This window comes from Paenibacillus auburnensis (genome assembly GCF_927798115.1).
GTDB lineage: Bacteria > Bacillota > Bacilli > Paenibacillales > Paenibacillaceae > Paenibacillus_AQ > Paenibacillus_AQ auburnensis.
The window spans coordinates 1,359,942-1,386,687 of record NZ_CAKMMG010000001.1 but is presented as its reverse complement, the minus strand read 5'-3'; the positions used below and the strand labels follow the sequence as shown (position 1 = coordinate 1,386,687).

At 47.3% G+C, this 26,746-nt stretch carries 31 protein-coding genes; all 31 read left to right on the top strand.

What is annotated here, in order from left to right:
* The first annotated feature begins 25 nt into the window (after positions 1-25).
* The 31 genes from L6H70_RS06345 (at position 26) to L6H70_RS06195 (ending at position 26,655) form a co-directional block, all read left to right on the top strand.
* Entirely contained in the window at positions 26-250 is a 225-nt protein-coding gene (locus tag L6H70_RS06345) for a flagellar FlbD family protein (RefSeq protein ID WP_206100591.1), read from the top strand.
* Entirely contained in the window at positions 247-714 is a 468-nt protein-coding gene (locus tag L6H70_RS06340; RefSeq protein WP_054941073.1) for a flagellar basal body-associated FliL family protein, read from the top strand. Before L6H70_RS06345 ends, L6H70_RS06340 begins: the two co-directional genes overlap by 4 nt.
* Before the next feature lie 39 nt (positions 715-753).
* A complete protein-coding gene (gene fliM, locus L6H70_RS06335) occupies positions 754-1,752 on the top strand; it encodes a flagellar motor switch protein FliM (protein ID WP_206100590.1) in 999 nt (332 codons plus the stop codon).
* A complete protein-coding gene (fliY, locus tag L6H70_RS06330; RefSeq protein WP_236331027.1) occupies positions 1,742-3,052 on the top strand; it encodes a flagellar motor switch phosphatase FliY in 1,311 nt (436 codons plus the stop codon). Before fliM ends, fliY begins: the two co-directional genes overlap by 11 nt.
* Before the next feature lie 26 nt (positions 3,053-3,078).
* Positions 3,079-3,444, top strand: coding sequence for a response regulator (locus L6H70_RS06325; protein WP_019910416.1), 366 nt, complete (start codon positions 3,079-3,081; stop codon positions 3,442-3,444).
* Positions 3,445-3,453: 9 nt separating this feature from the next.
* Positions 3,454-3,981, top strand: coding sequence for a flagellar biosynthetic protein FliO (locus L6H70_RS06320; protein ID WP_236331023.1), 528 nt, complete (start codon positions 3,454-3,456; stop codon positions 3,979-3,981).
* Positions 3,978-4,745 (top strand): flagellar type III secretion system pore protein FliP, encoded by a 768-nt coding sequence (gene fliP, locus L6H70_RS06315; RefSeq protein WP_236331020.1) that lies wholly within the window; start codon positions 3,978-3,980, stop codon positions 4,743-4,745. Before L6H70_RS06320 ends, fliP begins: the two co-directional genes overlap by 4 nt.
* A gap of 22 nt (positions 4,746-4,767) precedes the next feature.
* A complete protein-coding gene (gene fliQ / locus L6H70_RS06310; protein ID WP_038593488.1) occupies positions 4,768-5,037 on the top strand; it encodes a flagellar biosynthesis protein FliQ in 270 nt (89 codons plus the stop codon).
* 10 nt (positions 5,038-5,047) lie between these two features.
* A complete protein-coding gene (gene fliR / locus L6H70_RS06305) occupies positions 5,048-5,833 on the top strand; it encodes a flagellar biosynthetic protein FliR (protein WP_236331018.1) in 786 nt (261 codons plus the stop codon).
* A gap of 22 nt (positions 5,834-5,855) precedes the next feature.
* Entirely contained in the window at positions 5,856-6,950 is a 1,095-nt protein-coding gene (flhB, locus tag L6H70_RS06300) for a flagellar biosynthesis protein FlhB (RefSeq protein WP_236331015.1), read from the top strand.
* A 21-nt stretch (positions 6,951-6,971) separates the two neighbouring features.
* Positions 6,972-9,005, top strand: a complete 2,034-nt coding sequence (gene flhA / locus L6H70_RS06295; protein WP_236331011.1) for a flagellar biosynthesis protein FlhA — start codon at positions 6,972-6,974, stop codon at positions 9,003-9,005.
* Positions 9,002-10,399 carry a flagellar biosynthesis GTPase FlhF gene (gene flhF / locus L6H70_RS06290; protein WP_236331009.1) on the top strand — a complete coding sequence of 466 codons (1,398 nt, stop codon included), beginning with the start codon at positions 9,002-9,004 and terminating at the stop codon, positions 10,397-10,399. Before flhA ends, flhF begins: the two co-directional genes overlap by 4 nt.
* Positions 10,399-11,277, top strand: a complete 879-nt coding sequence (locus L6H70_RS06285) for a MinD/ParA family protein (protein ID WP_236331005.1) — start codon at positions 10,399-10,401, stop codon at positions 11,275-11,277. Before flhF ends, L6H70_RS06285 begins: the two co-directional genes overlap by 1 nt.
* Positions 11,278-11,312: 35 nt before the next feature.
* Positions 11,313-12,698, top strand: coding sequence for a protein-glutamate methylesterase/protein-glutamine glutaminase (locus L6H70_RS06280; protein ID WP_236331004.1), 1,386 nt, complete (start codon positions 11,313-11,315; stop codon positions 12,696-12,698).
* Positions 12,699-12,732: 34 nt separating this feature from the next.
* Positions 12,733-14,808: a chemotaxis protein CheA gene (locus L6H70_RS06275; RefSeq protein ID WP_236331001.1), complete on the top strand. Its 2,076-nt coding sequence runs from the start codon at positions 12,733-12,735 to the stop codon at positions 14,806-14,808.
* 27 nt (positions 14,809-14,835) lie between these two features.
* Positions 14,836-15,297, top strand: coding sequence for a chemotaxis protein CheW (locus L6H70_RS06270; RefSeq protein WP_054941062.1), 462 nt, complete (start codon positions 14,836-14,838; stop codon positions 15,295-15,297).
* Between the two features lie 3 nt (positions 15,298-15,300).
* Positions 15,301-15,927 carry a chemotaxis protein CheC gene (locus L6H70_RS06265; protein WP_054941061.1) on the top strand — a complete coding sequence of 209 codons (627 nt, stop codon included), beginning with the start codon at positions 15,301-15,303 and terminating at the stop codon, positions 15,925-15,927.
* A complete protein-coding gene (locus L6H70_RS06260) occupies positions 15,920-16,417 on the top strand; it encodes a chemotaxis protein CheD (protein WP_236330998.1) in 498 nt (165 codons plus the stop codon). The genes L6H70_RS06265 and L6H70_RS06260 overlap by 8 nt, the downstream gene beginning before the upstream one ends.
* 2 nt (positions 16,418-16,419) lie before the next feature.
* Positions 16,420-16,830: a hypothetical protein gene (locus L6H70_RS06255; protein WP_341482702.1), complete on the top strand. Its 411-nt coding sequence runs from the start codon at positions 16,420-16,422 to the stop codon at positions 16,828-16,830.
* 75 nt (positions 16,831-16,905) lie between these two features.
* Positions 16,906-17,694, top strand: coding sequence for a FliA/WhiG family RNA polymerase sigma factor (locus L6H70_RS06250; RefSeq protein ID WP_236330995.1), 789 nt, complete (start codon positions 16,906-16,908; stop codon positions 17,692-17,694).
* Between the two features lie 28 nt (positions 17,695-17,722).
* Entirely contained in the window at positions 17,723-19,126 is a 1,404-nt protein-coding gene (locus L6H70_RS06245) for a DUF342 domain-containing protein (RefSeq protein ID WP_236330992.1), read from the top strand.
* Positions 19,127-19,205: 79 nt separating this feature from the next.
* Positions 19,206-19,517 (top strand): hypothetical protein, encoded by a 312-nt coding sequence (locus L6H70_RS06240; RefSeq protein ID WP_236330989.1) that lies wholly within the window; start codon positions 19,206-19,208, stop codon positions 19,515-19,517.
* A 34-nt stretch (positions 19,518-19,551) separates the two neighbouring features.
* The gene (locus L6H70_RS06235; RefSeq protein WP_236330986.1) at positions 19,552-20,118 is read left to right on the top strand and encodes a hypothetical protein; all 567 of its coding nucleotides are present in this window, start codon (positions 19,552-19,554) and stop codon (positions 20,116-20,118) included.
* Positions 20,115-20,741 (top strand): hypothetical protein, encoded by a 627-nt coding sequence (locus L6H70_RS06230; RefSeq protein ID WP_236330983.1) that lies wholly within the window; start codon positions 20,115-20,117, stop codon positions 20,739-20,741. Before L6H70_RS06235 ends, L6H70_RS06230 begins: the two co-directional genes overlap by 4 nt.
* 200 nt (positions 20,742-20,941) lie before the next feature.
* The gene (gene rpsB / locus L6H70_RS06225; protein ID WP_036692565.1) at positions 20,942-21,643 is read left to right on the top strand and encodes a 30S ribosomal protein S2; all 702 of its coding nucleotides are present in this window, start codon (positions 20,942-20,944) and stop codon (positions 21,641-21,643) included.
* A 130-nt stretch (positions 21,644-21,773) separates the two neighbouring features.
* Positions 21,774-22,424 (top strand): translation elongation factor Ts, encoded by a 651-nt coding sequence (gene tsf, locus L6H70_RS06220; RefSeq protein ID WP_054941053.1) that lies wholly within the window; start codon positions 21,774-21,776, stop codon positions 22,422-22,424.
* Between the two features lie 108 nt (positions 22,425-22,532).
* Positions 22,533-23,261: a UMP kinase gene (gene pyrH, locus L6H70_RS06215; protein WP_054941052.1), complete on the top strand. Its 729-nt coding sequence runs from the start codon at positions 22,533-22,535 to the stop codon at positions 23,259-23,261.
* Positions 23,261-23,815 (top strand): ribosome recycling factor, encoded by a 555-nt coding sequence (gene frr, locus L6H70_RS06210; RefSeq protein ID WP_054941051.1) that lies wholly within the window; start codon positions 23,261-23,263, stop codon positions 23,813-23,815. The genes pyrH and frr overlap by 1 nt, the downstream gene beginning before the upstream one ends.
* Positions 23,816-23,894: 79 nt before the next feature.
* A complete protein-coding gene (locus tag L6H70_RS06205) occupies positions 23,895-24,668 on the top strand; it encodes an isoprenyl transferase (RefSeq protein ID WP_236330980.1) in 774 nt (257 codons plus the stop codon).
* Between the two features lie 21 nt (positions 24,669-24,689).
* Positions 24,690-25,493 carry a phosphatidate cytidylyltransferase gene (locus tag L6H70_RS06200; RefSeq protein WP_236330977.1) on the top strand — a complete coding sequence of 268 codons (804 nt, stop codon included), beginning with the start codon at positions 24,690-24,692 and terminating at the stop codon, positions 25,491-25,493.
* 22 nt (positions 25,494-25,515) lie between these two features.
* Positions 25,516-26,655, top strand: a complete 1,140-nt coding sequence (locus L6H70_RS06195; RefSeq protein WP_236330974.1) for a 1-deoxy-D-xylulose-5-phosphate reductoisomerase — start codon at positions 25,516-25,518, stop codon at positions 26,653-26,655.
* Positions 26,656-26,746: the final 91 nt, after the last annotated feature.

Below are 26,746 nucleotides of genomic sequence, written 5' to 3'. Positions count from 1 at the left end.
CCTATTTATTGTAAGGAGGCCTGTTATGATTTCGGTAACAAGATTGAACGGGGCGCCCATGTGGCTTAATGCCCTGCTCGTAGAAATGGTGGAAGAAAGTCCAGATACTTATATAACACTTGTAACAGGCAAAAGATTGATCGTGCTTGAAAAAGCCGATGAGGTAATCAGTAAGATTCGGGATTATAACAGGGACATAGGCACATATGCTGCCACCATTAAAGTCCAATCAATGGAGGAGCTTTCATGAAAAAGATGCTGCCGTGGCTCATTACGATTTTACTGGCGATTACACTTATTGTAGTTGCCGCATTTTTACTAATGGATAAGATTTTTCCAAGCGATACGAATGATGTGAATGCGGCTGTCCAGAATGTGGAAGCCAAAAGTCTTAGCGCTGATGAAATCGTTGAGCTGACGACGGAAATCACCGACATCAAAACTAATCTTGCCGACCCCGATTATATCGTTTTAATAAATTTCGCGTTCCAGCTGGATGCTGTTAAGTCCAAGGAGGAATTCGAAAAGATCAAGGACATCAAGATTAAGCCGCTGATTATTAAGACGCTTGCCGATACCAAGCCAGAGGAACTTAACGGGGCGAACGGCAAGGATCAGCTGAGCAGCAAACTGGTAAATCTGATTAACAAGACCTTGACTGAAGGCAAGCTGACCCAGATTGAAGTAACTAACTTCATCATGACTTCTATTTAGCTGCTGTAAGGATAATTCCTTGTTGGGGGGGTGATAAAATTGGTTGATGTACTATCACAAAACGAAATTGATGCTCTGCTCGCTGCACTTTCATCCGGTGAAATGGATGCCGACGATCTTAAAAAAGAAGAAACCCAGAAAAAAATCCGCTCCTATGATTTCAAACGGGCCGTACGTTTCTCTAAGGATCATATCCGCAGCCTTACACGGATTCATGATAACTTTGCCCGCTATCTTACGACGTACTTTTCGGCCCAATTGCGCACCTTCGTGCAGATAAATGTCGTTCAAGTAGAGCAGCTCCCTTATGATGAGTTTATCCGCTCCATTCCGAAAATGACGATATTGAATATTTTTGAAGCCGAACCGCTTGAAGGCCGGATGGTTATGGAAGTGCATCCGAATATTGCCTTTGCAATGCTGGACAGAATGCTTGGCGGGTTTGGAACTGCCCCAAGCAAAATCAGTGCACTGACCGAAATTGAAACAACCATTATGGAAAGGATCTTCAGCAGATGTTTTGAAAGTCTGCAGGAAGCCTGGAAGACCGTGCTGGACATTAATCCCCGGATGGAAGCCTTGGAGACGAATCCGCAGTTTATGCAGATTGTGTCACCCAATGAGACTATTGCCTTGATTTCATTAAGCACCAAAATTGGCGATACCACCGGGATGATCAATCTTTGTATACCTCACGTTGTTCTGGAGCCGATCATGACAAGGCTATCCGTTCATCAATGGTTTGTTTCTGAGAAAAAGGTCCGTGATGAGGTTGAGTTAGAAGCTATTAGATCTAGAGTTAATAGGGCACAGTTGCCAATTGTGGCGGAACTAGGCGAATCGAGGTTATCCATTGCTGAATTTCTCGGGCTTAGTGTCGGCGACGTAATATCTCTCAACAAGACTGTCGATACAGGATTGTCTATCAAGGTAGGGGACAAGCTGAAATTTGTCGGAAGTCCAGGGATGATAAAAGATCGTGTGGCTGTGCAAATAGACGAGATTGTCAGTGAAGGAGTTGAAGAGTTTGACGAGTAAAGATTATTTATCCCAGGAAGAAATCGATGCTCTTCTCAGACAATCTGCGGAAGGATCCTTAGCCCCACAGGAGAAGACGGTAGAGGACTTCTTAACCCCGTTTGAGCAGGATGCCTTAGGAGAAATCGGTAATATTACATTTGGCAGTGCAGCAACGGCACTTTCCACGTTGCTTGGCAAGAAGGTAGATATAACTACCCCTAAGGTATCGATTATTACCCGGGGTGAATTTGAGGAAGCTTTTCCTAAACCGCACGTTGCAGTACACGTACAGTACGTAGACGGTTTTCAGGGGATTAATTCCCTGGTCATCAAAATTAGGGATGCACAGGTCATCGCCGATTTAATGCTGGGCGGTGAAGGTGACCCTAAGGATGAAGAGCTGAATGAAATTCATATCAGCGCCGTGCAGGAAGCGATGAATCAAATGATGGGCTCATCCGCTACCTCCATGTCTACGATCTTTAACCGGTTTGTCAATATCTCGCCCCCTGGTATCGATATTCTAAATATGTCCAGTGGTGAAGGTGTAGGCAGCCTTCCGAATGATGAAACCCTGATTCAAATCTCATTCCGCCTGAAAATTGGAGAGCTGATAGATTCTACGATCATGCAGCTCTTGCCAGTCCAGTTCGCCAAAGATATGGTTACGATGCTCATCGGAGATGTCAGCCAGGCAGACACAGAGACGGCAGCAACGCAGACTGCAGAGCCTGCAGCGGCACCATCCGCACCATCCGCTCCAGAGCCTGCCCCGGCAGCTCCTCCTGCGCAGCAGGCACCGCCTCAGCCCGGCGGTTATCCGCCGCAATATCCGCCGCAGGGAATGCCCCCTTACCCGGGGATGGAAGGAGGCTATTATTATCCTCCAGCCGGCATGCCTGCCTATGGAATGCCCGGCATGCCGCCTTATGGAATGCCGCCGCAGGGAATGCCATATGCGCAGACTCCGCCGCAGGCTCCGCCTCCAAATCGCAATGTGAATGTACAGCCTGTACAGTTTGCTAACTTGAGTGCTGGAGCATTTGGCAACATTGATGAAAACAATTTAAATTTATTGATGGACATACCACTGAGAGTAACCGTAGAATTAGGAAGGACCCAGAAGCAGATAAAAGATATTTTAGAGATGTCACAAGGTTCGATTATCGAACTGGACAAGCTGGCGGGTGAGCCAGTTGACATTCTGGTTAACAACAAGCTGATCGCCAAAGGGGAAGTCGTGGTTATCGACGAAAACTTCGGAGTTCGCGTTACGGATATCGTCAGCCAGTGGGACCGAATTCAAAAATTACAATAAGCATACTTAGGGAGGATTTTTTAAAAATGGCTAACCGAATTCTAATCGTGGACGATGCAGCATTTATGAGAATGATGATCCGTGACATTTTGTCGAAAAACGGATTTGAGGTAGTGGGTGAAGCCCAGGATGGTTCGCAGGCTATTGAGAAGTTTAAGGAGCTGCGTCCGGATTTGATCACGATGGATATTACCATGCCTGAAATGGACGGAATTGCCGCCCTTAAAGAAATTAAAAAAGTGGATGCCAACGCCAAAGTCATCATGTGTTCAGCCATGGGTCAGCAGGCTATGGTAATTGACGCTATTCAAGCAGGTGCCAAAGATTTCATTGTGAAGCCTTTCCAGGCAGACCGTGTTATCGAAGCTATTAACAAAACGCTGGGCGTCTAGGCACGAGGCATGTTATCCGCTTCCGGAACGCTCGGAGATAGTAGTCCCCTGCTGAGTTTACTGAAAGTTATTTTTGTCCTTGCTATCATTATCATCCTCATAGTGCTGCTGATCCGGTTCCTAGGGCGCCGCAATCAGACATTAATGAGTGGGCAGTCCATCCGTACGCTTGGTGCGCTCGGATTGGGTCCCAATAAGTCTGTGCAGATTGTTGAAATCGGCGACAGCCTCTACTTGATCGGGGTTGGTGAGAATATTTCGATACTGGATAAAATCACTGACCCTGCTGAAGTAGCACTTATTATTTCTCGGTTTGAGGATCAAGCTTCAGGACAGAATAATTTTCTATTGCCGCTTATAGCTAAGATCAAAGCCAAGGTGCGCGGAGAAGTGCCTTCTCAGGAAATCGAACTTAACGAAACATCCTCTTTTTATGAGACGTTGCAATCCAAGCTTGCGCTGGCACCTGAGCGTAAAGAGAAAATGGAAGAGCTTCTCCGGGATGATGGTCTTAAGGATGAGTCGAGGGATTTATGAAAAAAAAGCTGATTCTTTCTTTTCTGTTGCTAGGTATGTTTAGTGTTCTGCTCTTGCATCCAATTCACGCTGATCCTATTCCGAATATTAATATTCAGGTTGGCGATAATGATGGTTCCGCCGGCGGAGGGACCAGTTCCATCTCGATACTGCTCCTTGTGACGGTACTGAGTGTGGCCCCGTCTTTTTTAGTGCTTATGACCAGTTTTACACGGATCGTCATCGTGCTGGGTTTTGTCAGAACTTCGCTAGGAACGCAGCAAATGCCTCCGAACCAGGTGCTGGTAGGACTTGCTTTGTTCCTCACCTTGTTCATCATGTCACCTACGCTTTCTCAGGTGAATGAACAGGCGCTGCAGCCGTACATGAAAGGGACGCTTACCCAGTCCGAGGCGCTTGCCAAAGCAGCCGATCCTATGAAGGAATTTATGTTTAAGCAGACAAACACCAAAGATCTGCTGCTTTTTATGAATTACACCGGCAATAATGCATCAGTCAAACCTGCTACTTATAGCGACATACCGCTTACGGTGATGGTGCCGGCCTTTGCAATCGGTGAAATGAAAAAAGCCTTTACAATGGGTTTTATGATTTTCATTCCCTTTCTGATTATTGATATTGTTGTTTCAAGTACATTGATGGCCATGGGGATGATGATGCTGCCCCCGGTTATGATCTCATTACCTTTTAAAATAATGCTCTTTGTACTGGTAGACGGCTGGTACTTAGTCATTAAATCACTACTGCTTAGTTTTAACACCTGACGCTTAAGAGGAGGCTTGAGGGATGAATACGGAGTTTATTATCGGTCTAGCGGGCCAAGCCGTATATTTGGTGCTGGAAACAAGCGCCCCCATGCTGATTCTTGGTCTGGTGGTAGGACTAATAGTCAGTATATTTCAGGCAACAACGCAGATTCAGGAGCAAACCTTGGCATTCGTTCCGAAAATTGTTGCCGTTTTGCTAGCCTTACTGCTGTTCGGACCTTGGATTATCACTAAACTGGTGGACTTCACCAGCCAAATTTTGGGCAGTCTCTATATGTATATCGGTTAAGAGGATGGACATGGAGACCTTGCTGCAAAGTTTTCCCGTCTTTTTGTTGATTTTTTGTCGAATTACCTCCTTTTTTGTTGTAGTTCCTGTATTCTCTTCGCAAAGCGTACCGACAACGTTCAAGATCGGACTGTCCTTTTTTGTAGCATTGGTCGTTTTTAGCGCGGGGGGAACGGGGATTGCTGTTACACAGGATCTAACTTATATTTTACTGATTATAAGAGAAGTGTTAATAGGACTACTGCTTGGCTTTATCGCTTACCTGATGTTCATGACTATTCAAACAGCGGGCTCTTTTATCGACATACAAATCGGCTTTGGGATTGCGAATGTAATTGATCCGATGACTGGCGCTTCTGCTCCTATTATCGGCAACTTCAAGTATATGATCGCCCTGTTGATGTTTTTAACGATGAATGGCCATCATTATCTGTTGAATGCAATCATCTACAGTTATAAATGGGTACCACTCAACAATGATATTTTGCTCAAAATGCAGGATGGCAGCCTTTCGGATTTTCTAGTCCGTACGTTTGCCCAATCCTTCACGCTGGCCTTTCAAATGTCGGCACCGCTCGTGGCCGCATTGTTCCTTACCGATGTGGGTCTGGCATTTCTAGCGAGAACTGCCCCACAATATAATGTTTTTGTCATCGGGGTTCCACTCAAAATCATTATAGGTCTTGCACTGCTCGTACTGTTGATGCCGGGGCTGGCCGTTCTTTTCCAGAATCTCTTCGACATTATGTTTGAGTCCATGCAAAATCTGTTGAATCTTATTGGAAAAAGCCCTTAGATGGCTGTTGGGAGAGAGTAACATGCCGAACACCAAACGCTATAAACTGGATCTTCAGCATTTCGGGGGAGATAAGACTGAAAAGGCAACTCCTAAGAAGCGGCAGGATGCCCGAAAAAAGGGCCAGGTAGCCAAAAGTGCTGAAATATCCGGTGCGGTTGTGTTGTTATCGGCACTTCTCAGCCTGACTATGTTCGGGGGCTTCATGAAAGAACGGTTCATGTCGCTTTTTCTGGACATTTTTCAGAATCGTATGATGATGGAGGTTACTGCTGAGAACGTTTCAAAGATGTTTAACGAGTATGGTATGCAAATTTTAATTCTGCTTGCCCCGTTGCTCGGAATTACTTTTTTGCTGGCATTGGTTGTGAATTTTGCCCAAGTCGGATTTATGGCTACCGGGGAAGGAATAACACCTAAGTTCAGTAAAATTAATCCGATTAAAGGATTCAAAAATATTTTCTCCATGCGATCATTTGTGGAATTCCTTAAATCTATCTTTAAGCTGGTTTTAATCGCCTATCTAGTATATAGCACACTTTGGGGTGAAAAAGAGAGTTTCGCTTCTCTATCACATATTGATGCAGAAGGCGTTTTCCGGTTCGTAGCCAAGCTGACGATGAACCTTGGAATAAAAATTGGGGCTGTACTCTTCATCATGGCGGTCCTCGACTATATTTACCAAAAGTATGAGCATGAAAAAAGCCTGAAAATGTCGAAGCAAGAAATTAAGGATGAATACAAAAAGATGGAAGGCGATCCCATCATTAAGGGGAAAATCAGGGAACGCCAGCGCAGAATGGCTATGCAGCGGATGATGCAGGAAGTCCCCAAAGCGGACGTAATCATTACTAATCCAACGCACTTTGCAGTTGCCCTAAAATATGATGGATCCCAAATGGAAGCTCCGCAGATTATTGCCAAAGGCCAGGATTATGTGGCGCTCCGCATCAGAGAGCTGGCTAAGGAGCATGGTGTTATGACTATGGAGAATAAGCCGCTGGCACGGGCATTATTCCAGAGGACAGAGATCGGTGATGTGGTTCCTGCAGATCTGTTCCAGGCGGTTGCCGAGGTGCTGGCCTATGTATATAAGCTTAAAGGCAAGAGGAAATAAGCCCGGGGGAGGAAAAGGACATTGAAAGCTAAAGATCTAACAGTTCTACTGGGCATAATCGGTATTGTGCTTATGATGATTCTGCCTATCCCGGCGTGGCTTCTGGATGTACTGCTGATAGTCAATATTTCAATAGCGTTAACCATCATTTTGGTAGCAATGAATACGAAGGACCCGCTGCAATTTTCAATATTTCCGTCATTGCTCTTAATCACGACCTTATTCCGGCTTGCTCTAAATATCTCAACTACCAAATTGATTCTCTCTGATGGTCATGCCGGTGAGGTTGTAGCAACCTTCGGTAGCTGGATCGCCAGAGGGCAAATTGCCATCGGATTCATTGTGTTTCTGATTCTGGTCGTTGTCCAGTTCATAGTAATTACAAAAGGTTCGGAACGTGTCGCTGAGGTAGGTGCACGCTTTACACTGGATGCGATGCCAGGTAAACAAATGAGTATCGATGCGGATTTGAACGCCGGTATGATCAATGAACAACAGGCGCGGGAACGCCGCCGTAACGTTGAACGTGAAGCCGACTTCTTCGGGGCCATGGATGGAGCAAGTAAATTCGTCAAGGGAGACGCGATTGCCAGCATTATCATCCTGCTGATCAACCTGATCGGCGGTTTTATTATCGGAATGACTGTTCATGGTTTTTCATTCCAGGATGCGCTTTCGACTTATTCCGTACTGACAATTGGGGATGGTCTGGTCAGCCAGATTCCGGCTCTGCTCATTTCAACTGCTTCTGGTCTGATTGTTACACGGGCAGCATCGGAAGGCAACCTCGCAGAAGATCTAACAGGTCAATTATTGTCTTATCCGAAGCTGCTGTACATAGTAGCTGTAACCATCGCTTTTCTCGGGTTCTTCACACCAATTACGGTAATGTCCACTTTGCCGCTGGCAGGGCTTATGGCATATGCAGCTTACAGTATGGGCCAAAAGGCTAATAAAAAGCTGATTGCCGAGGAGCAGCTGGTGGAAGAGAAGCAGATAGAAGAAGTACGCAGTCCAGAAAGTGTAATTAACTTACTGACAGTTGATCCGATAGAGTTCGAGTTTGGATATGGACTGATTCCGCTGGCAGATACAGGTCAGGGCGGGGATTTACTTGACCGGATTATCATGATCAGACGTCAATGTGCGCTGGAAATGGGTCTTGTTGTTCCTGTTATACGTATTCGCGACAATATTCAACTAAAACCGAATGAATATGTCATCAAAATTAAAGGAAATAACGTCGGCGGCGGTGAATTATTACTTAATCACTATCTTGCCATGAGTCCCGGGTATGATGATGAGTCGATTAATGGCATAGAAACGGTGGAGCCATCGTTTGGACTGCCTGCACTGTGGATTGATGATTCAGTTAAAGAACGTGCGGAGTTATCCGGCTATACCGTAGTAGATCCGCCTTCCGTTGTGGCTACTCACTTAACAGAGCTGATCAAACGTCATGGTCATGAGCTGCTTGGACGCCAAGAGACGAAGCAGCTGGTCGACAACCTCAGGGAGAATTATCCTGTGCTGGTTGATGAACTTATTCCTTCAGTACTTGCTATCGGCGATATTCAAAAGGTTCTTGGCAAGCTGCTGCGTGAGAAGATTTCGATTCGTGACCTGGTTACGATCTTCGAGACACTGGCAGATTATGGCACGTATACTAAAGATCCGGATATTCTGACCGAGTATGTACGCCAGTCATTGTCCAGGCAGATCACCCAGCAATTTTCACAGGCGGGAGAGACTTTGCGGGTCATTACAGTTGGGCCTAATCTGGAGAAAAAGATTTCCGAAAGTGTTCAGCAGACGGAGCAAGGAAGTTATCTGGCACTCGATCCGGTTTCGACGCAAACGGTATATCAACGTCTTACAGAGCAGATTAACCGTCTTCTTCAGTCTGGACAACAGCCGATTGTGCTGACATCCCCAACCATCCGGATGTATTTGCGGCAGGTTATTGAACGGACGATGCAAGATATTCCAGTGTTATCTTATAGCGAGCTGGAGCCTAATATTGAAATTCAAAGCGTTGGGGTGGTGAACTTATGAGAGTGAAGCGTTATGTGGTCGATACGATGCCTGACGCGATGCATTCCATCCGCAGCGAGCTGGGAAGCGATGCCGTCATCCTAAGCACCAAAGAGATTAAAATCGGCGGATTTATGGGAATGTTCCAAAAAAAGAAGATTGAGGTGGTAGCTGCAGTTGAGGAAACGCGGAAGCCAGCTGTACCGAGTAATGCCACGACAGCACCTCCGGTAAATATTCCGCGCAGCGCTGTACCGCAGGCTTATCAAAAAGCTGCTTCTTCGTCACAGATGCCGCTAAAAGAACGGGCTGCCGAGTCCTTTGCAGAGATTGCTGCTGCATTAACTGAAGCGCAGGAGGCCAGAGGGGCAGTAGCTGTTCTTCCGCCTCTTGATCAGGAAGAGGAACGAATCCAACCAGCGGAGAACAAACCGGCTGATAAGCAACCGGCTGAACCACTAAAGGAAGAAAGCACCTCCTTATCGGCCCTCTACGATAAACTTAATACTGATCTGGAGCAGCCTATTCCCGGAATGCTGGAAAGCGATGTGCTCCGGGAGATCAGGGATATGAAGCATTGGATGGAGCGGATTGCCCGCTTCTCCTCAAGCGGAGTTGAACTGCCTGAGATTCTCGATGAGTTCAAACGCCGGTTAATCGAACAGGAAACGGATGCTGTGCTCGTAGATGAATGGATCGGCAATGTTTTTGACCGCTGGAATGACGAAGGCCGTACTTGGACATCAGAACACTTTGAAGAAATGTTAAAAGAGCAGGTGGACGGATTCCTTGCCGGCAGGATTTCTACTGGAATCGCACCGGATACGCGAATTGTTTACATCGCTGGTCCTACCGGTGTTGGTAAGACGACAACAATCGCCAAACTGGCCGCTGAGCAATTGTTCAAGCAAGGCAGGAAGGTTGGGTTAATCACCTCTGACACCTATCGGATCTCGGCGGTAGAGCAGCTTCGGACATATGCCGCTATTTTGAATATTCCTCTGGAGGTTGTACAGTCACCAGGGGATTTACAGAGAGCACTGTTCCGCTTAGAAAGCTGCGATCTGGTGTTAATGGATACGGCAGGCCGAAATTACCGCAATGAAATGCTTGTCGCCGAGCTGCAAAGTCTGCTGGCTAAAGAGCTGAAAAGTGAGACCTTCCTGGTATTAAGCATGACTTCAAAAAGCCGTGATATGAAAATGATTGTAGAGCATTTTGGCCGTTATCAGCTCGACAAAGTCATTTTCACCAAGCTGGATGAGACTGGAAGCTACGGGCCATTGTTCAATGTCTTAAATGACTTTCCGCTCAAACTGTCTTATATGACTAATGGACAAAATGTTCCTGATGATCTGCTAATGGCTACCAAAGAACAGCTCAGTGGAGTGCTGCTGGGAACAGGAGGGTCTTAATGGATCAGGCGCAATCTTTGAGACAGCTGGTATCAAGCCAGGACTCCAAACGCGTGTCCGGTGGCGGAGCCTCCGCCCGGATCATTACCGTCTGCAGCGGGAAAGGCGGTGTCGGAAAATCGAATTTCACGCTTAACTTTGCTTTAGCTCTAAAAGCGATGGGTAGGCGGGTACTTTTGTTCGATGCCGATATCGGGATGGCCAACATCGACGTGCTTATGGGAGTATCGGCTAAATACAATCTGTACCATCTGTTAAAAAGAGAAGCGGATATCGGACAGATTATCCAGATTGGACCTGGCGGTCTGCCGTTTATTGCAGGCGGTTCGGGTATGGATGAGCTTTTTTCCCTCTCTGAAACCGACCTGAATTACTTTACAACTCAAATTGCACAAATCGCCGACACGATGGATTTCATCTTGTTTGATACGGGGGCGGGGCTTTCCAAGGAGACGCTAAAATTTATAACCTCAGCAGATGATTGTCTGGTGGTGACAACACCGGAGCCAACCGCAATAACGGATGCATACGCACTGATGAAGGTTGTGCACAATTCTTATCCTAATGTCTCCTTCAAGCTGATTGTTAATCAGGCGGGGGATGAAAGGGAAGCAAGAGGCACCAGCGATAAAATCCGCATGGCGGCCAGCCGCTTTTTGCAATTGGACATTTCTTTCTTGGGATTTATCAGCAGTGATGCGCATGTGGTTCAGGCAGTCAAAAAACAAGTTCCATTCTCAGTGGCTTTTCCGAACAGTGCAGCAGCCAAAGACGTGCAACGGCTTGCCCTCAATTACCTGGCCGCCGATTCGGCGGATACAACCAAGGTGCAGGGCATCAAGGGATTTATCAACAAGTGGTTGAAGCGAAAACAGTAATTGTTCAGAATTAGATGGGCAGAGGTGGAAATGCTATGAGGCCATATAAAGTATTAGTTGTGGATGATTCTGCATTTATGCGTAAGATCATTTCCGATTTAATTGAAAACGAACCTAACTTCAAAGTAACCGCGACTGCTGCCAACGGGCGGGAAGCGATTGAGAAAGTGAATGAGTTTCTTCCGGATCTGGTGACCATGGATGTGGAAATGCCGGAAATGAACGGCCTGGAGGCACTTAAAGTAATCATGGCCGAGCATCCCTTGCCGGTAATTATGCTGTCAGGCATCAATGAAGAAGGCATGAGGGAAACCATCATTGCACTTGAATCGGGTGCTTTCGATTTTATCCGTAAGCCGTCGATTTCAAATTCACAGGATATTACAGCAGTAGGGATAGCACTAAGGGAGCAGATGAAGGGAGCTATGCTGGCCCGAGAGCAGCGTGAAGCGAGAATCAACAACGCTGATGTTATGGCGTCAGACACTGCCTCACCGCCGGCCACAAGCCCAACAGTTGTTCCAGAGCCTACTGTACGTAAGCCTGTTCAGCCAAAGAAAGCTACAGAAGCTCCTGTTAAGCCTGCTGGAAACCAAGCGAAACCGGCTGATAGGCAGATTAACAAATTACCTGACAAGACTTCTGTCGGCAACGGGACAAACCTGAATTTGTCCAAGCCTTCTGCTGTCCCTCCTAAGCCTGCTGCTCCCGAGAAACTGCAAACCCGGGGTAAGAAAGAATCCGCTCCTGCTTTGCCAGAAAGCCGTTCGATACCTGAATTGCCTTCCGTTTCGTTTAATGAGCCGCCTGTTTCAGGCAGTGACCGCAAACTGGGAACCAAAGGTCTTCGTAAACTGGTTGCAGTAGGCTGCTCTACAGGCGGTCCCCGGGCACTCAAAACATTTTTGGAGAATATTCCGGCTGATTTTCCGGCGCCGATTGTTATTGTGCAGCATATGCCGCCCAATTTCACTAAATCGCTGGCCCAGCGGCTGAACACCTTTAGTCCGCTTGAGGTATCGGAAGCTGAACATGGCATGATCCTGCGTCCGGGAGCGGCATATATCGCCCCTGGCGGATTTCACCTTAAGGTTGTTCCGGCATCCGGAGGACAATATGCAATTGAGCTTACGAATGAAGAATCACGCAACGGCCACCGGCCTTCCGTAGATACAATGTTCGAATCATTGCTGCCGCTGACAGCGCTGGAGCGCCATGCGGTAATCATGACGGGGATGGGCAGTGACGGAGCAAAAATGATGAAGGCACTTTACGATACAGGGGTCACCTCAACGTTTGCCGAGAGTGAAGAAACCTGCGTTGTATACGGAATGCCTCGTTCGGCAGTGGAATTAAAGTGTGTTAAATATGTCCTGCCGCTGCAAGAAATCGCACCACGGCTGGTACAAAGTGTAAAATAAAGGAAAAGCGAACTCGAAGGGGAGGTGCTCGTTAGTGGACATGAACCAATATTTATCCATGTTTATTGATGAGTCAAATGATCATCTGCAGTCATTGAATGAGAGCATGATGGGGCTGGAAGCAAATCCTGAAGATATTAGTATTGTGCAGGTGATTTTCCGTTCTGCGCACACCCTAAAGGGTATGGCAGCTACAATGGGGTTTGAGGATTTAGCTTCCCTAACCCACCAGATGGAAAATGTACTTGATCTGGTTCGCAATAATAAACTGCGGATGCAGGATTTCATTTTTGACACATTGTTCAAAAGCTTGGATGCCCTGGAATCCATGGTAGAGGATATTACGGGCGGAGGAGAAGGTAAAGCCGATGTTACTGCCATCGTATCTTCGCTTCAGGCTATCGTTCGGGGAGAAGTTCCTGCTGCGGCCGGTGCTGCAGCTGAAGTAACAGCTGCCGCTGCAACCACTGGCGATGCCCAAATATCTCTGGATGAGTTCCAGTACTCCGTTCTGGAGCAATCGCTGCAGGAAGGACATCAGGTGCTGTATGTCGACGTAGCAATCCGTAAGGACTGTCAGTTGAAAGCGGTACGGGCTTATATGGTTTTTGATCTCCTGGAGCGTTCAGGAGAAGTGGTCAAATCCTTCCCTTCGGTTCAGGACATAGAGCAGGAGAAATTCGACTATGGATTCTCTCTCTATTACATAACCCAAAAGGACGCTAGTGAGATTCAGAGAATGATTTTGAACTTGTCTGAGATCGACAAGGTTACTGCAGTAGCGCTTGACCAAGAGTCCTTATCACAGATGGCTCAAGAGATGTCTGCTGCTACAGCGGAAGCTTCTCCTGCTGCCCCTGTACAAGAATCTTCGGCATCTGCCCCTGCAAAAGCTCCAGCAGCTTCTGCAGCGAAAGAGGAGAACGGAAAATCAGCGCCGGTACGGACTGGCGGAGCACCTTCGAGAACGATCCGCGTAGATATCGAACGATTGGATGTGCTGATGAACCTGTTCAGCGAGCTGCTGATCGACCGTGTCCGTCTGGAACAGCTTGCTTCCGAAGTGCAGAACGGTGACCTTACTGAGACTGTTGAGCATATGGGACGTGTCAGCGGCGATTTGCAGAACATTGTTATGAAACTGCGGATGGTGCCAGTAGATACCGTATTCAACCGTTTCCCGCGCATGGTTCGTGACCTCGCCAAATCCCTGGACAAAAAGATTGATCTTGTGGTTACAGGAGCGGAAACCGAACTGGACCGCACGGTCATTGATGAAATTGGAGATCCGCTGGTGCATTTGCTGCGCAACGCTGTTGACCATGGTGTAGAGTCGATTCAAGACCGGCTTGCCTCAGGAAAGTCGGATACTGGTACAGTTAATCTGCGGGCATTCCATAGCGGCAATCACGTATTTATTGAAATTGAGGACGATGGTGCCGGAATCAAGCCGCAGAAGATCTTGCAATCTGCAATCAAAAAAGGAATTATCACTCAAGAACAAGCTGCTTCCTATTCAGATGACGAGGCCATTCAACTTCTCTTTGCACCAGGCTTCAGCACAGCAGAAGTCATTTCCGATGTCTCAGGACGTGGCGTAGGTTTGGACGTTGTAAAATCCAAGATCACTTCGCTTGGCGGAAATGTGGTTGTCTATTCGACCCCGGGCAAAGGTACAAACTTCTCGGTACAGCTGCCATTGACCCTGTCTATCATTGCTGCCATGTTAGTAAAGATTGGTTCTGAAAAATATGCAATTCCGCTTTCATCGATTGTAGAGACCGGAATTGTGAAAAATACCCAGATCCGTACAATCCATGGTAACAGAATGATTGAGTTCCGCAACAGCCATATTCCGCTGCTTTCGCTAAGCAAATTCTATGCAGTACCTGATTTTGATGAAAGCACGGAAGAAGAAACAGAAATCGTCGTTGTCCGCAAGGGCGAGCGTCTAGTTGCACTGGCTGTGCAGGATTTCATCGGACAAAATGAAATTGTAATTAAGAATCTGGGTAAATATTTGCCTGAGGTTCAAGGCATTTCCGGTGCGACTATTCTTGGTGACGGGCAGGTTGCACTTATTATTGATCCGAATGCATTTATAAAATAATTAGGATAGAACAGGGAGGTTCATTCCATGGCTGATGATATCAAAGTAATAGTATTCAAGCTTGGCTCTGAAGAATACGGGATTGAAGTGGAAAAAGTCCAAACCATTGAACGTATGATGCCGATTACCCGTGTGCCGAAGACCTACTCCTTTATCAAAGGAGTCATTAATTTGCGGGGTGTAGTCATTCCTGTAATTGATCTGCGCGGCCGTTTCGGTATTCAAGAAGCAGAACACACGGATCAGACCCGAATTATTATCGTTAATGTGAATGAGATGGAAGTAGGATTTATTGTTGATTCCGCTAATGATGTCATTGATTTGAACCGTGATTCCATCGACACACCACCGGATGTTGTGGGCGGTATCAAGGCGAAATATCTGGATGGAGTGGCCAAAATCGGGGAAGACCGGCTGCTGATTATGCTCAACTTGACTGAAGTGCTGAATAAGAGTGAAATCGTGCAACTGGAAAGCCTAGAGGGCTAGGTTATGGAGCTGTTCAAAAACTTCAAGGACTTTAAAATGGATGTTTTAAAGGAAGTCGGTAATATTGGGGCAGGTAACGCCGCCACCGCATTATCCCAGCTTCTGAATAAGCCGATTGATATGGCTGTACCCAAAGTGCAGCTCCTGAGCTTTGAAGAAATTACTGACAAGGTCGGCGGAGCGGAAGAACTGGTTTACGCAGTGTTTCTGCGAGTTGAAGGTGAGGCTCCCGGCAATCTCTTTTTCATCCTAACACCGGAAGCGGCTATGAACCTTCTTAACCGCGTCGCAGGTATTGAGATTTCTCCTGATCAGGAGCTGGGTGAAATGGAGCTCTCTGCTTTGAGTGAAATCGGCAATATTCTGGCCGGCTCTTACCTTTCTTCCCTTGCAGACTTTACGTCACTGTCCATGTATCCGACTGTGCCTGCACTTGCGATGGATATGGCCGGGGCGATCCTGGGCTATGGACTCTTGCAGTTCGGCCAAATGGGGGATGACGCATTGCTTATTGATACGACGTTCCTGGAAGGCCAGAATGAAATAGAAGGACAATTTTTCCTTATTCCTGATCCCGAATCATTCCCGAAAATTTTCAAATCATTAGGAGTACCGTTTGATAATGATTGAAGAACAAAGCATTATTAAGGTTGGAATGGCAGATCTTAATGTAGGCAGCCAAGAGAGTCTTATCCGCACCACTGGACTTGGCTCCTGCGTAGGTCTTACAATGTTTGATCCCGGGAAGAAACTGGCGGGGATGGCGCATGTGATGCTGCCTTCGTCGGAGATCGCTCGTGAGGGTCAAATGAACATCGCCAAGTTTGCGGATACCGCAGTGCCGGAGCTGTTGTCCCGCTTACTGGCGCTTGGAGCGGTACGTAGTCGGATCGTAGCCAAGATGGCCGGTGGCTCTCAAATGTTTGCCTTTGCCGGGGGGAATGACACCATGAGGATCGGGCCTCGTAACGTGGAATCCTGCAAGCTAGCTCTAGAGGCTTTGAACATCCCCTTAATTGCCGAAGACACAGGCGGGAATTTTGGGCGTACGATAGAAATTGCCTGCAGCACAGGAGTGCTTTATATCCGCAGTGTGCAAAAAGGCTCTAAGGAAATATAGTGATGGGAAAAATATTACTAAGCATTTTATCCGGAGTGATTGGTTTTTTATTTACCTTTCTTACGAATTACGGGCATAATTTACTTGGGACGAGTCTTATTCGGGGGATTTATGGATTTATTATCTGGTTTGTGCTTGCATTCCTCCTGAGATGGGTATTGGGTTTTATTGTTAAACAGTCCCAGGCACCAGATATAACCGGAGAAAATGCCGCGGAAGATGATATGCTTGGTACTAAGCTTGATCTCAGTACTCCGGACGAGGATGAGGAATTAATCAACCTTCTCAAACCAAAGCCGGCAGAGGGAAGCGGAGGCAGTGAAGGCTTTACACCGCTGCAGCCGCCCAAGCTGGTCTCCATGAAAGATCCTGAAGAATTGGCCAAGGCCGTTCGTCACCTGAAAGAAGAATAAGCGAGTGCTTGCGGCCAAACGACTATCATTCCCGCATAATGCCCGCTGACTAAACTTTGGGAAGGGTGAAAGCCATTGAACGAGCATAAAGCTTCTCTATCGGTAACAGACGTGCTTTGGGAACAGTGGAAAGAACACGGTGATCCTGAAGCCAAAAAAAAGCTGATTGAGAATTACCTCCATATTGTAGATTACGTGTCCAGCCGGTTGGCTGTCGGACTTCCCAAAAATGTATCAAAAGACGATTTGGCCAGTAATGGTGTAATGGGTCTTATTGATGCGATTGAGAAATTCGACTACAAACGCGGATTGCAATTTCAAACCTACGCTTCTTGGCGTGTACGCGGTGCTATTCTGGACTCGTTACGCCAAAGCGATTGGGTTCCCAGATCTGTTCGTGAAAAAGCCAAGAAAATCGAGGATGCCTACCAGCAGCTGGAGCAGAAATATTTAAGATCAGTCAGTGACGAGGAAATGAGCCAATATTTAAATATTTCTGAGCCGGAGTTTCAAAACATGCTGCAGGATGTTGCAGTCATGTCGCTCTGCTCATTGGAAGACCCTATTCGTGAAGAAGAATCGGAGACACGGATGTCCATCCTGGTGGACGATAAAGCTAAGAATCCAGACCGTAAAGTGAATGAGTTTTACTTGCGAGATACACTCACCAAAGGCATCGAAAAATTAACGGTGAAAGAACGGACCGTAGTGTCCCTTTTATATTATGAGGATTTATCTTTAAGCGAGATCGCTGAGGTGATGTCTTTATCTCCTTCTCGAATTTCGCAGCTTCATTCAAAGGCGATTTTGCGCTTGAGAGGAACGCTTGAGAAAAATCGCGACCTTCTCATGCAGAATGATTAACCGGAGACGGTGACAAGGGGGAGCAATATTGATCGGTCATTATGCTTTGGATCAATACGTAAGTATTACGTTTTCTGAGGATAAAGGGATTGCCTACCTACAGTTCTCCAAGAAGGATGAGAATTTCACCTGTTCCTTCGAAGATTTGGAGAGCTTCCTGCACAGTCATGAGGTTCGTTACGGTATACAGCGGGATATTGTGAAGCGGATCAGCAGCAACCCTGAAGAGTATTTTTTCAGCAGAGTACCCATTGCAATTGGTGATGAGCCGGTGCATGGTGTTGACGGAAAGGTTGTTCTTACCGTAGATCTTGAAGAGGACCGCAAACCGCTGGAAAAGGAAGACGGTAAAGTCGACTACAAAGATCTGGTACGTCTGCATAATGTTTTGAAGGGACAAATCATCGGGAGAACGATTCCGCCGGTACCCGGACAGAAGGGGAAAACAGTCACCGGAGAGGAAATTCCTTTCAGAGCAGGGAAAGAAGCTCGCTTCAAAGTTGGTAAGAACGTACTGGTCGACCAGAGCGAAACTGCGATGTACGCGGCCATTGACGGCTTAGTGACGCTTACAGACAAAGGAAAGATCAATGTATTTCCTGTATACGAAGTCAATGGTGATGTGGATTACAGCACAGGTAATATTGACTTTGTGGGCACAGTAGTTATCCGCGGCAACGTGTTGACCGGGTTTACTGTGAAATCTGCAGGGGACATTCGTGTTGTCGGAGGCGTGGAAGGCGCGGAGTTGATTTCCGGCGGTTCGATAGAAATTACCGGGGGAATTATTGGCTACAATAAAGGCATTGTCAGTGCCGGCAAAAATGTTAAGGTATCCTTTATTCAGGATGGGAATGTAGTTGCTGGTGAAGATGTGATTGTATCACAGAGCATAATGCATTCGAATATACGCGCAGGGCGTGATGTTTTGTGCAATGGAACAAAAGGCCTCATCGTAGGCGGAATTGTGCAGGCTGGGGAAAAAGTTGTAGCCCGGACTATCGGGAATACGATGTCAACCTCCACGGCAATTGAAGTGGGAGTAGTTCCTGAGTTGCGTAATGAGATTAATGAGCTTCGTCATGAACTTAAACTGCTGCTCGAAAATGAGGACAAAACCACTAAGGCGCTTTATCTGTTAAATCAGCTCGCGAACAACGGCCAGCTGTCACCTGATAAAGTGGCGCTTCGTGTGAAACTGAACGCTACCAAACAGTCCCACATGCGTGAGGAAAAGCGGATTAAAGAACGTGTGCTGGAAATTGAGAAGATGCTTGAAGATACGACTCGAGCTAAAGTGGAAGTGATCAAAACGATCTATGGCGGTTCTAAAATTGTAATCGGCAGATATACCAGATTCGTCAAAGATCCGACGGAACGGGTTGTATTTCGTTATACGGAAGGCGATATTTCGTTAACCCCGTATATTTAACAAGGCGGGCGGCGTAAGGCAGCCGGCCATTGTTTTATGTTATGAATGAACAAAGTTGTCTTTCGGGAAGGGGATTATCATGAGCCTAAAACCGGTTGAATTACAAATTGCCTTACCTAGGACAACGGATGCAGGGAAGGTTCAGAATGAGCACCTGCATCGTCCAGTACTTGATCAGCAGCAGCTGGCTGCACAGAATGTGAAGCACAGCGCTGAGCTGGCCCAGCGGACAACAGAGGTTGATGAATCTGCGGACGCGAAGCTTCGTAATGACAGCGGCCGGGGGAATGGCCGGGGGAATCAGTCATCTGACCAAGGGGAACCCAAGCAGGACGCCGTCCATGATGCAGAACATCCCTATAAAGGCCGCCGCATTGATCTCAGTCTCTGAGATGCTCAAATGATATAAAAAGGAGATAAAGCATTTGCAACCATGGGTATACATCGTGCTGGTAGGTGCTGTTGCTATTGTCTATGCTCTTAGGCTGCCGGTACGCGGACAATCAGACCCGGCCGAGAAGCAAAGCCTGAAAGACACCGAAGCAGCACTTGAACTCTATATGGCCGACATCGAGCGTGAGAATAACGAGATGATACAGCTTGTCGGCAGCATTAAGCAGCAGTCGCAGAGTACCAAAGCAGCTCTGCAGGAAGAGATTGGCGGACTCCGGGAGCAGGTCGCCGAATTGCAAAAAGATATGCTGCTGCTTGATTCCAGGCTAACGGCTGAAGAAAAGGGATTGCTTCAGCTGATGGCTCTTGTTAAAGACAATGCAGGTAAGATTACTGCAGAGGCTCCTCCGGGAAGTGCTGAGACTGTGCCTCCTGAGCCAAAGGCAAAACCTATTAGTTCGATCAAGCTGCGTTATCCGCGGCTGTTTGAATTGCATGAACAAGGCAAGTCTATTGACTCCATTGCCAAAACAGCTGGACTTCAGCGCGGTGAAGTCCAGCTCATTCTGCAGCTGGCAAAGCAGGAGGAATCGGTATGATCAAGAACCGCTCGTTTATGTTCGGTCTGGGAACCGGGCTCATAGCAGGCGCTCTTCTCCTTCAGCTGATGATCTCCGGCGGGGCAGCACCGTCATTAACAAAAGAAGAGCTCATACAGCAAGCAGCTAAACTGAATCTGACAGTAACAGATCCGGCGGCTAATCCCCAAGCGAGTCCAGAGCCAGCGGTGCAAGCTACTGATCCTGCCGATAAGTCTGATGTTAAGGACACTCCGAAGGCAAACGATGGCGCCAGCACTCCATCTCCAGTTTCTTCCGCTGCAGCGTCACCGGAGGCCGCTGTACAGCCTAGTGCTGCTGCTGCGCCCACAGAGCCGGCAGTGCCTTCCAAGCCGTTACAAAGCGCAGGAACAGCCCCAGAGGCACCGGCAACTCCGCAGGCCGCAGTAAGCGGAGTTGTTGCTGTTCGCATTCCGGCTGGCAGCACACTTACAGAAACTGCACAGCTTTTGGCAAAGGCAGGGGTCATTAAGGAGCAGACCGAGTTTCTTAAAACTGCCATGAGCCGCAAAATTAATGCAAAAATTCAATATGGAAGCTACAATTTCACCAAAGGGGAAAGCGTAAACTCCATAATTGAGAAGCTGATTACAGTGAAATGAACTCATATTAAGGCAGAAAATCACAAAACATTTCATGAATCGTTGCATACATTATTTTATTATGGTATAGTAATTGACGGTGTTAAAACACACGCCGGTTGATTTCGACAAGGGGTGCTTTCTTCAGAAGAAAGTCTTGTAGAAAAATGACGCGCGGCGGAGGAGACACACAATAAACCAAAATTAGGAGGTGTGTGAAGATGGCAGTAATCTCCATGAAACAGCTTCTCGAAGCTGGGGTACACTTCGGTCACCAGACTCGTCGTTGGAACCCAAAGATGGATCGTTATATCTTCACTGAAAGAAACGGAATTTACATTATTGACCTGCAAAAAACGGTTAAAAAGGTAGAGGAAGCTTACAACTTTGTAAAAAGCGTCGCTGGCGACAACGGCACAATCCTATTCGTAGGAACAAAGAAACAAGCTCAAGATTCCGTAAAAGAAGAAGCTGAACGTTCGGGGATGTTCTTCATCAACCAACGTTGGCTGGGTGGTACCCTGACTAACTTCCAGACTATTCAGAAACGTATTGACCGTCTGAAGAAATTGGAAGCTTGGGAAGAAGACGGTACCTTCGCAGTTCTGCCTAAGAAAGAAGTTATCCTTCTCCGCAAAGAGAAAGATCGTCTTGAAAAATTCCTGGGCGGTATCAAGAACATGAAAGGTCTGCCAAGCGCGCTGTTCATTATTGACCCGCGTAAAGAGCGTATCGCTGTTGCGGAAGCTCGCAAACTGGGTATTCCTATCGTAGCTATTGTTGATACTAACTGTGATCCGGACGAAATCGACTACGTAATCCCAGGTAACGATGACGCTATCCGCGCCGTTAAATTGTTGACTGGTAAAATGGCAGACGCTGTTGTTGAAGCTCACCAGGGCGAAGACACAACTACTGCTTAAGTAGCAACCGGAACTTAAACTAGAACTTAAATGAAAAGGGTGGTTGGCAGGTGGATAACCTCTCACTGCCCTTTTTTTAGGATAATGGCCTTAAATGGAATTAAACGACAATTATCTGGAGGGAATAACAATGGCAGTAGACGCAAAATCCGTAAAAGAACTTCGTGAAAGAACAGGCGCAGGTATGCTTGACTGTAAGAAAGCACTTGAAGAAGCAAACGGCGATATCACTAAAGCCGCTGAACTGCTCCGCGAAAAAGGTCTTTCCGCAGCAGCAAACAAAGCAGGACGTATCGCTACTGAAGGTACTGTTGAATCTTACATCCACGCTGGCGGACGTATCGGCGTACTGGTGGAAATCAACTGCGAAACTGACTTCGTAGGTAAGACTGATTCCTTCAGAGAATTCGCACGCGATATCGCAATGCAGATCGCTGCAGCTAGCCCGCAGTATGTTCGCCGTGAAGAAGTTCCTGCTGAAGCTGTAGAGAAAGAAAAAGAAATTCTGAAAGCCCAAGCACTGAACGAAGGCAAGCCTGAGAAAATCGTTGAAAAAATGGTTGAAGGCCGCATCAGCAAGTTCTACGAAGAATACTGCCTGCTTGAACAGCCTTTCGTTAAAGACCCTGACAAAACGATCTCCCAATTGCTGAATGAAAAAATCAGCACGATCGGTGAAAACATCTCTATCCGTCGTTTTGTTCGTTACGAGCTGGGCGAAGGTCTGGAAAAGAAAGTTGACAATTTTGTTGAAGAAGTAATGGCACAAGTTAATCAATAAAAGATAAACTTAATTACAGCTTCATTGAACTGAATAATGGCAAGCATCAAAAGAGCGGAACACATGCACGTAGTGTTCCGTCTTTTGTAAGAAAGAGAGGGTATACATTTGGAACAGCCGGTATTTAAGAGAGTCGTCCTTAAGGTAAGTGGGGAATCACTGTCAGGACAAAACGGATATGGTATTGATGCTGAGACGATTATTTCCATCGCGGAGCAAGTGAAAGAAGTGGTCGAGCTTGGCGTTCAGGTTGCCATTGTATGCGGTGGCGGAAATATCTGGCGCGGGATCGCCGGCAGTGCGAGTGGCATTGACCGTGCAACAGCCGATTACATGGGGATGCTCGCCACAGTTATGAACTCGCTTGCTCTGCAGGATGCATTGGAGCAAATCGATGTTCCAACGCGGGTGCAGACCTCCATTTCCATGCAGCAAATTGCCGAACCTTACATCCGCCGCCGGGCGATCCGTCACTTGGAGAAGGGACGCGTGGTTATTTTTGCCGCAGGTACAGGAAACCCGTTCTTCTCAACGGATACAACCGCAGCGCTTAGAGCAGCTGAGATTGAAGCAGAAGTCATTCTTATGGCGAAGAACAAAGTAGACGGTGTCTACTCTGCGGATCCATTCAAGGACCCTACAGCTGAGAAGTTTGAACAACTGACTTACATGGAAGTCCTGAACAAAAACCTTGGAGTTATGGATTCTACCGCTTCCTCGCTGTGCATGGATAATAATATACCGCTCATTGTGTTTGCTATTACAGAGCAAGGCAATATTAAACGTGTCGTTCTCGGTGAGAAAATCGGGACGATTGTTAAAGGGAGTGTAGATTAATGCCACAGGCAGTTAAGAAAAATGCCGAGGAGCGTATGGAAAAAGCGATTTCTTCCCTAAAACGCGATTTGGCTACATTGCGGGCAGGACGCGCATCGACAGCGCTGCTGGACCGCATTCAAGTTGATTATTACGGTGCACCTACGCCGGTTAACCAGCTGGCCAACATCAGTACACCGGATTCCCGGACACTGCTTATCCAACCTTGGGACAGATCGTCGGTAGCCGACATTGAACGGGCGATTATGAAGTCCGATCTTGGACTAACACCTGCCAATGATGGTACAATCATCCGCCTATCCATTCCTCCGCTGACTGAGGAACGCCGTACTGAACTTGTGAAGTTCACCAAGAAGTTCGGTGAAGAGGCGAAGGTAGCCATCCGTAACATCCGCCGTGATGCTAACGATGACATCAAGAAGATGGAGAAGAACGGCATTTCGGAAGATGAATCGCGTGGACACCAGGAAGATATTCAGAAATCAACGGATAAGTTCATAGCTGAAGTCGATAAGGTGCTCTTGTCCAAAGAAAAAGAGATTATGGAAGTATAATGATAATCAAGAGACCTCAAGGCCCCTCCTTATATGGTGGGGTTTGTCTCTTTCTGATATGAGCTTGGAGGAAACGGAAATGATCAAACGGGTTCAAGCATGGCTTAGCCGTAAAGACAGGCAGGAAGAACAGCCAGTCGAGATTTCACCGGACAACATTCCCCGGCACGTGGCGGTAATCATGGATGGTAATGGTCGCTGGGCTAAGCGCCGCGGCCTTCCGCGCATTGTCGGTCATCAAAACGGGATGAAAGCAGTAAAACGCGCAACCATAGCCGCAAATGATCTGGGAGTAGAATTCCTCACGATGTACGCTTTTTCTACGGAAAACTGGAAGCGGCCTAAAGATGAAGTGGATTTCCTGATGCGTCTGCCTGTGGAATTTCTTGCGCTTGAACTGGATGAACTGATAGAGAAAAATGTACAGGTACGTGTTATGGGTGACAGTAATGCACTGCCCAATCATACCCGCAAGGCTATGGAAGAGGCAGTAGAGCGGACGAAGCATAATACTGGACTAATCTTAAATTTTGCGCTGAACTACGGGAGCCGTAAAGAGATAGAAGATTGTATGCGCGAACTGGGCAATGATATTAAGGCAGGACGGCTCTCTCCAGAGGAGATTACATCTGAACTGATTGACAGCAGATTATTGTCCGGGGGTTTGCCTGACCCTGATTTATTGATCCGAACAAGCGGAGAAATGCGGCTGAGCAATTTCATGCTCTGGCAGATCGCATACAGTGAGCTATGGTTTACGGATGTGTACTGGCCGGAATTTGACAAATCGCATTTATTGCAGGCTGTTGCCGAGTATCAGCGCCGTACACGCCGCTATGGCGGATTGAAGTAGCCTGATGGGAGATGGAAACCTTTGAAGCAACGATTGATTACCGGAATTGTTGCCGGAGCAGTTTTTTTGGGCCTGTGTGCTTTAGGGGGCTGGTCCTATCAGCTCCTACTGACTGCCATGGCACTCATCGGGATGTTTGAATTTGTGAAAATGACGGGCCTTTCTCCATTCAGTAGCACTTCACTACTGGGGTATGCCTCGATCGTTTGTTTCATGATTCCTTGGGGATTGCTTGATGTCTCCCCATGGCTGTCCTGGGAACAGGGCATATGGCTGATGCTGTTATTGTTCCTGCTCGTGACAGTATTCACTAAAAATAAACAGGATATTAAGATCACTGCACTTCTGTTTACCGGAATTGTTTACATAGGAATGGGTTTCTCCTATATGGGTACGGCCCGTGCTGCGGGTGATGAACATGGCCTCTTCTGGACGCTGTTGCTGCTTTGCTGCATTTGGGGCAGTGATGCAGGTGCTTATTTCGTTGGCAGAAGCTTCGGGAAGAATAAGCTCTGGCCGGCGATCAGTCCCAATAAGACGGTTGAAGGCGCCCTTGGAGGGGTCCTCATTTCCGTTGTTATTTCGGTTATTTTTGCACTATTTGTTCCTGATCTGCTGACTATCGGACGAGCACTGCTAATCGGTATTTCTTGTGCTGTTCTCGGTCAGCTTGGAGATCTTGTACAGTCTGCCTATAAACGGGTGTACGGTATTAAGGATTCAGGCTCTCTGCTGCCTGGTCATGGTGGCATACTTGACCGCTGCGACAGCTGGATTATCGTATTTCCTTTCGTACATATCGTAATGCTGATGCCTTACTATTAAACGACGGGGAGAAGGTGCAACGGTGAAAAAAATTAGTATTCTCGGCTCAACCGGATCCATTGGCACGCAGACGCTGGATGTCGTTGCGATGCATCCGGAGGCCTTTGAAGTAGATGGGCTGGCTGCTGGCAGCAATACTGCCCTATTATTAGAACAGGTGCACCGGTTTCAGCCACGACGTGTGTCTGTTTCCACCAAGCAGCTTGCGGATGACATCAGATCGAGCCTGCCATCCGGTGTTGAGCTCTACTACGGCAGCGAGGGATTGGTTGAAATCGCTGCCGGAGGAGCTGCTGATACGGTTGTGACAGCTGTGGTAGGCAGTGTGGGACTGAAGTCAACGCTTGCTGCTATCGAAGCCGGGCGACATATCGGACTGGCTAATAAAGAAACACTTGTAACAGCAGGACATCTGGTAACAGAGCTGGCTGAACGAAAAGGGGTCAAGCTGCTGCCGGTAGACAGTGAGCACTCGGCAATATTTCAATGTCTGAACGGTGAAAACCGCGCCGATGTTGCGAGCATTACAGTTACCGCCTCAGGCGGCTCTTTCCGCGACTATACCCGCGATCAGCTTAAGGATGTTACCGTGGAGGACGCGCTTCGTCATCCGAACTGGAGTATGGGGGCCAAAATTACGATCGATTCGGCAACCATGGTTAATAAGGGGCTTGAGGTGATTGAAGCCCACCATTTGTTTGGCCTGCCCTATGAGCAGGTGAATGTGCTGCTGCACCCGGAGAGCATTATCCACTCCTACGTGGAATTCCGCGACAGCAGTATCATTGCACAGCTTGGTACTCCTGATATGCGCGTGCCGATTCAGTATGCGCTGACCTATCCGGACCGCTGGTCTTCACCAGCAGCCCGTTTATCGCTGGCTGAGATCGGACGCCTGACCTTCCGCGAAATGGATTATATCCGTTATCCGGCCCTGCGGCTTGCGATCGAATGCGGGAAAACGGGAGGAACGGCAACCACAGCTTTTAATGCTGCCAATGAAATCGCCGTTGCCCGCTTCCTGCGTCATGAGATTTCATTCCTGCGTATTGAGGAGATTATTGAAGAAGTACTGCAGCAGCATGAAAATGTGGGTAATCCCGATTTAGAGCAGATAGAATACTGTGATGCGGCTACCCGGGAGCTTGCATCCAAGCTGTAAATATAACAAATTTGTGCTGTTGAGTTGGAAAAATTGCGTTACCCTGAAAAATAGGCTGAGACTGTTGATTCTCTTGTGCCGGGCCTTGGAA

Excerpts from the sequence above, each read along its gene's own strand:
- frr (WP_054941051.1), top strand. The coding sequence starts at position 23,261 with ATGCCACAGGCAGTTAAGAAAAATGCCGAGGAGCGTATGGAAAAAGCG.
- flhF (WP_236331009.1), top strand. The coding sequence starts at position 9,002 with ATGAGAGTGAAGCGTTATGTGGTCGATACGATGCCTGACGCGATGCAT.
- L6H70_RS06265 (WP_054941061.1), top strand. The coding sequence starts at position 15,301 with ATGGAGCTGTTCAAAAACTTCAAGGACTTTAAAATGGATGTTTTAAAG.
- fliP (WP_236331020.1), top strand. The coding sequence starts at position 3,978 with ATGAAAAAAAAGCTGATTCTTTCTTTTCTGTTGCTAGGTATGTTTAGT.
- flhB (WP_236331015.1), top strand. The coding sequence starts at position 5,856 with ATGCCGAACACCAAACGCTATAAACTGGATCTTCAGCATTTCGGGGGA.
- L6H70_RS06260 (WP_236330998.1), top strand. The coding sequence starts at position 15,920 with ATGATTGAAGAACAAAGCATTATTAAGGTTGGAATGGCAGATCTTAAT.
- L6H70_RS06240 (WP_236330989.1), top strand. The coding sequence starts at position 19,206 with ATGAGCCTAAAACCGGTTGAATTACAAATTGCCTTACCTAGGACAACG.
- L6H70_RS06205 (WP_236330980.1), top strand. The coding sequence starts at position 23,895 with ATGATCAAACGGGTTCAAGCATGGCTTAGCCGTAAAGACAGGCAGGAA.
- L6H70_RS06340 (WP_054941073.1), top strand. The coding sequence starts at position 247 with ATGAAAAAGATGCTGCCGTGGCTCATTACGATTTTACTGGCGATTACA.
- L6H70_RS06280 (WP_236331004.1), top strand. The coding sequence starts at position 11,313 with ATGAGGCCATATAAAGTATTAGTTGTGGATGATTCTGCATTTATGCGT.
- L6H70_RS06255 (WP_341482702.1), top strand. The coding sequence starts at position 16,420 with ATGGGAAAAATATTACTAAGCATTTTATCCGGAGTGATTGGTTTTTTA.
- tsf (WP_054941053.1), top strand. The coding sequence starts at position 21,774 with ATGGCAGTAGACGCAAAATCCGTAAAAGAACTTCGTGAAAGAACAGGC.
- L6H70_RS06345 (WP_206100591.1), top strand. The coding sequence starts at position 26 with ATGATTTCGGTAACAAGATTGAACGGGGCGCCCATGTGGCTTAATGCC.
- L6H70_RS06325 (WP_019910416.1), top strand. The coding sequence starts at position 3,079 with ATGGCTAACCGAATTCTAATCGTGGACGATGCAGCATTTATGAGAATG.
- fliQ (WP_038593488.1), top strand. The coding sequence starts at position 4,768 with ATGAATACGGAGTTTATTATCGGTCTAGCGGGCCAAGCCGTATATTTG.
- L6H70_RS06320 (WP_236331023.1), top strand. The coding sequence starts at position 3,454 with ATGTTATCCGCTTCCGGAACGCTCGGAGATAGTAGTCCCCTGCTGAGT.
- L6H70_RS06285 (WP_236331005.1), top strand. The coding sequence starts at position 10,399 with ATGGATCAGGCGCAATCTTTGAGACAGCTGGTATCAAGCCAGGACTCC.
- rpsB (WP_036692565.1), top strand. The coding sequence starts at position 20,942 with ATGGCAGTAATCTCCATGAAACAGCTTCTCGAAGCTGGGGTACACTTC.
- fliR (WP_236331018.1), top strand. The coding sequence starts at position 5,048 with ATGGAGACCTTGCTGCAAAGTTTTCCCGTCTTTTTGTTGATTTTTTGT.
- L6H70_RS06270 (WP_054941062.1), top strand. The coding sequence starts at position 14,836 with ATGGCTGATGATATCAAAGTAATAGTATTCAAGCTTGGCTCTGAAGAA.
- L6H70_RS06230 (WP_236330983.1), top strand. The coding sequence starts at position 20,115 with ATGATCAAGAACCGCTCGTTTATGTTCGGTCTGGGAACCGGGCTCATA.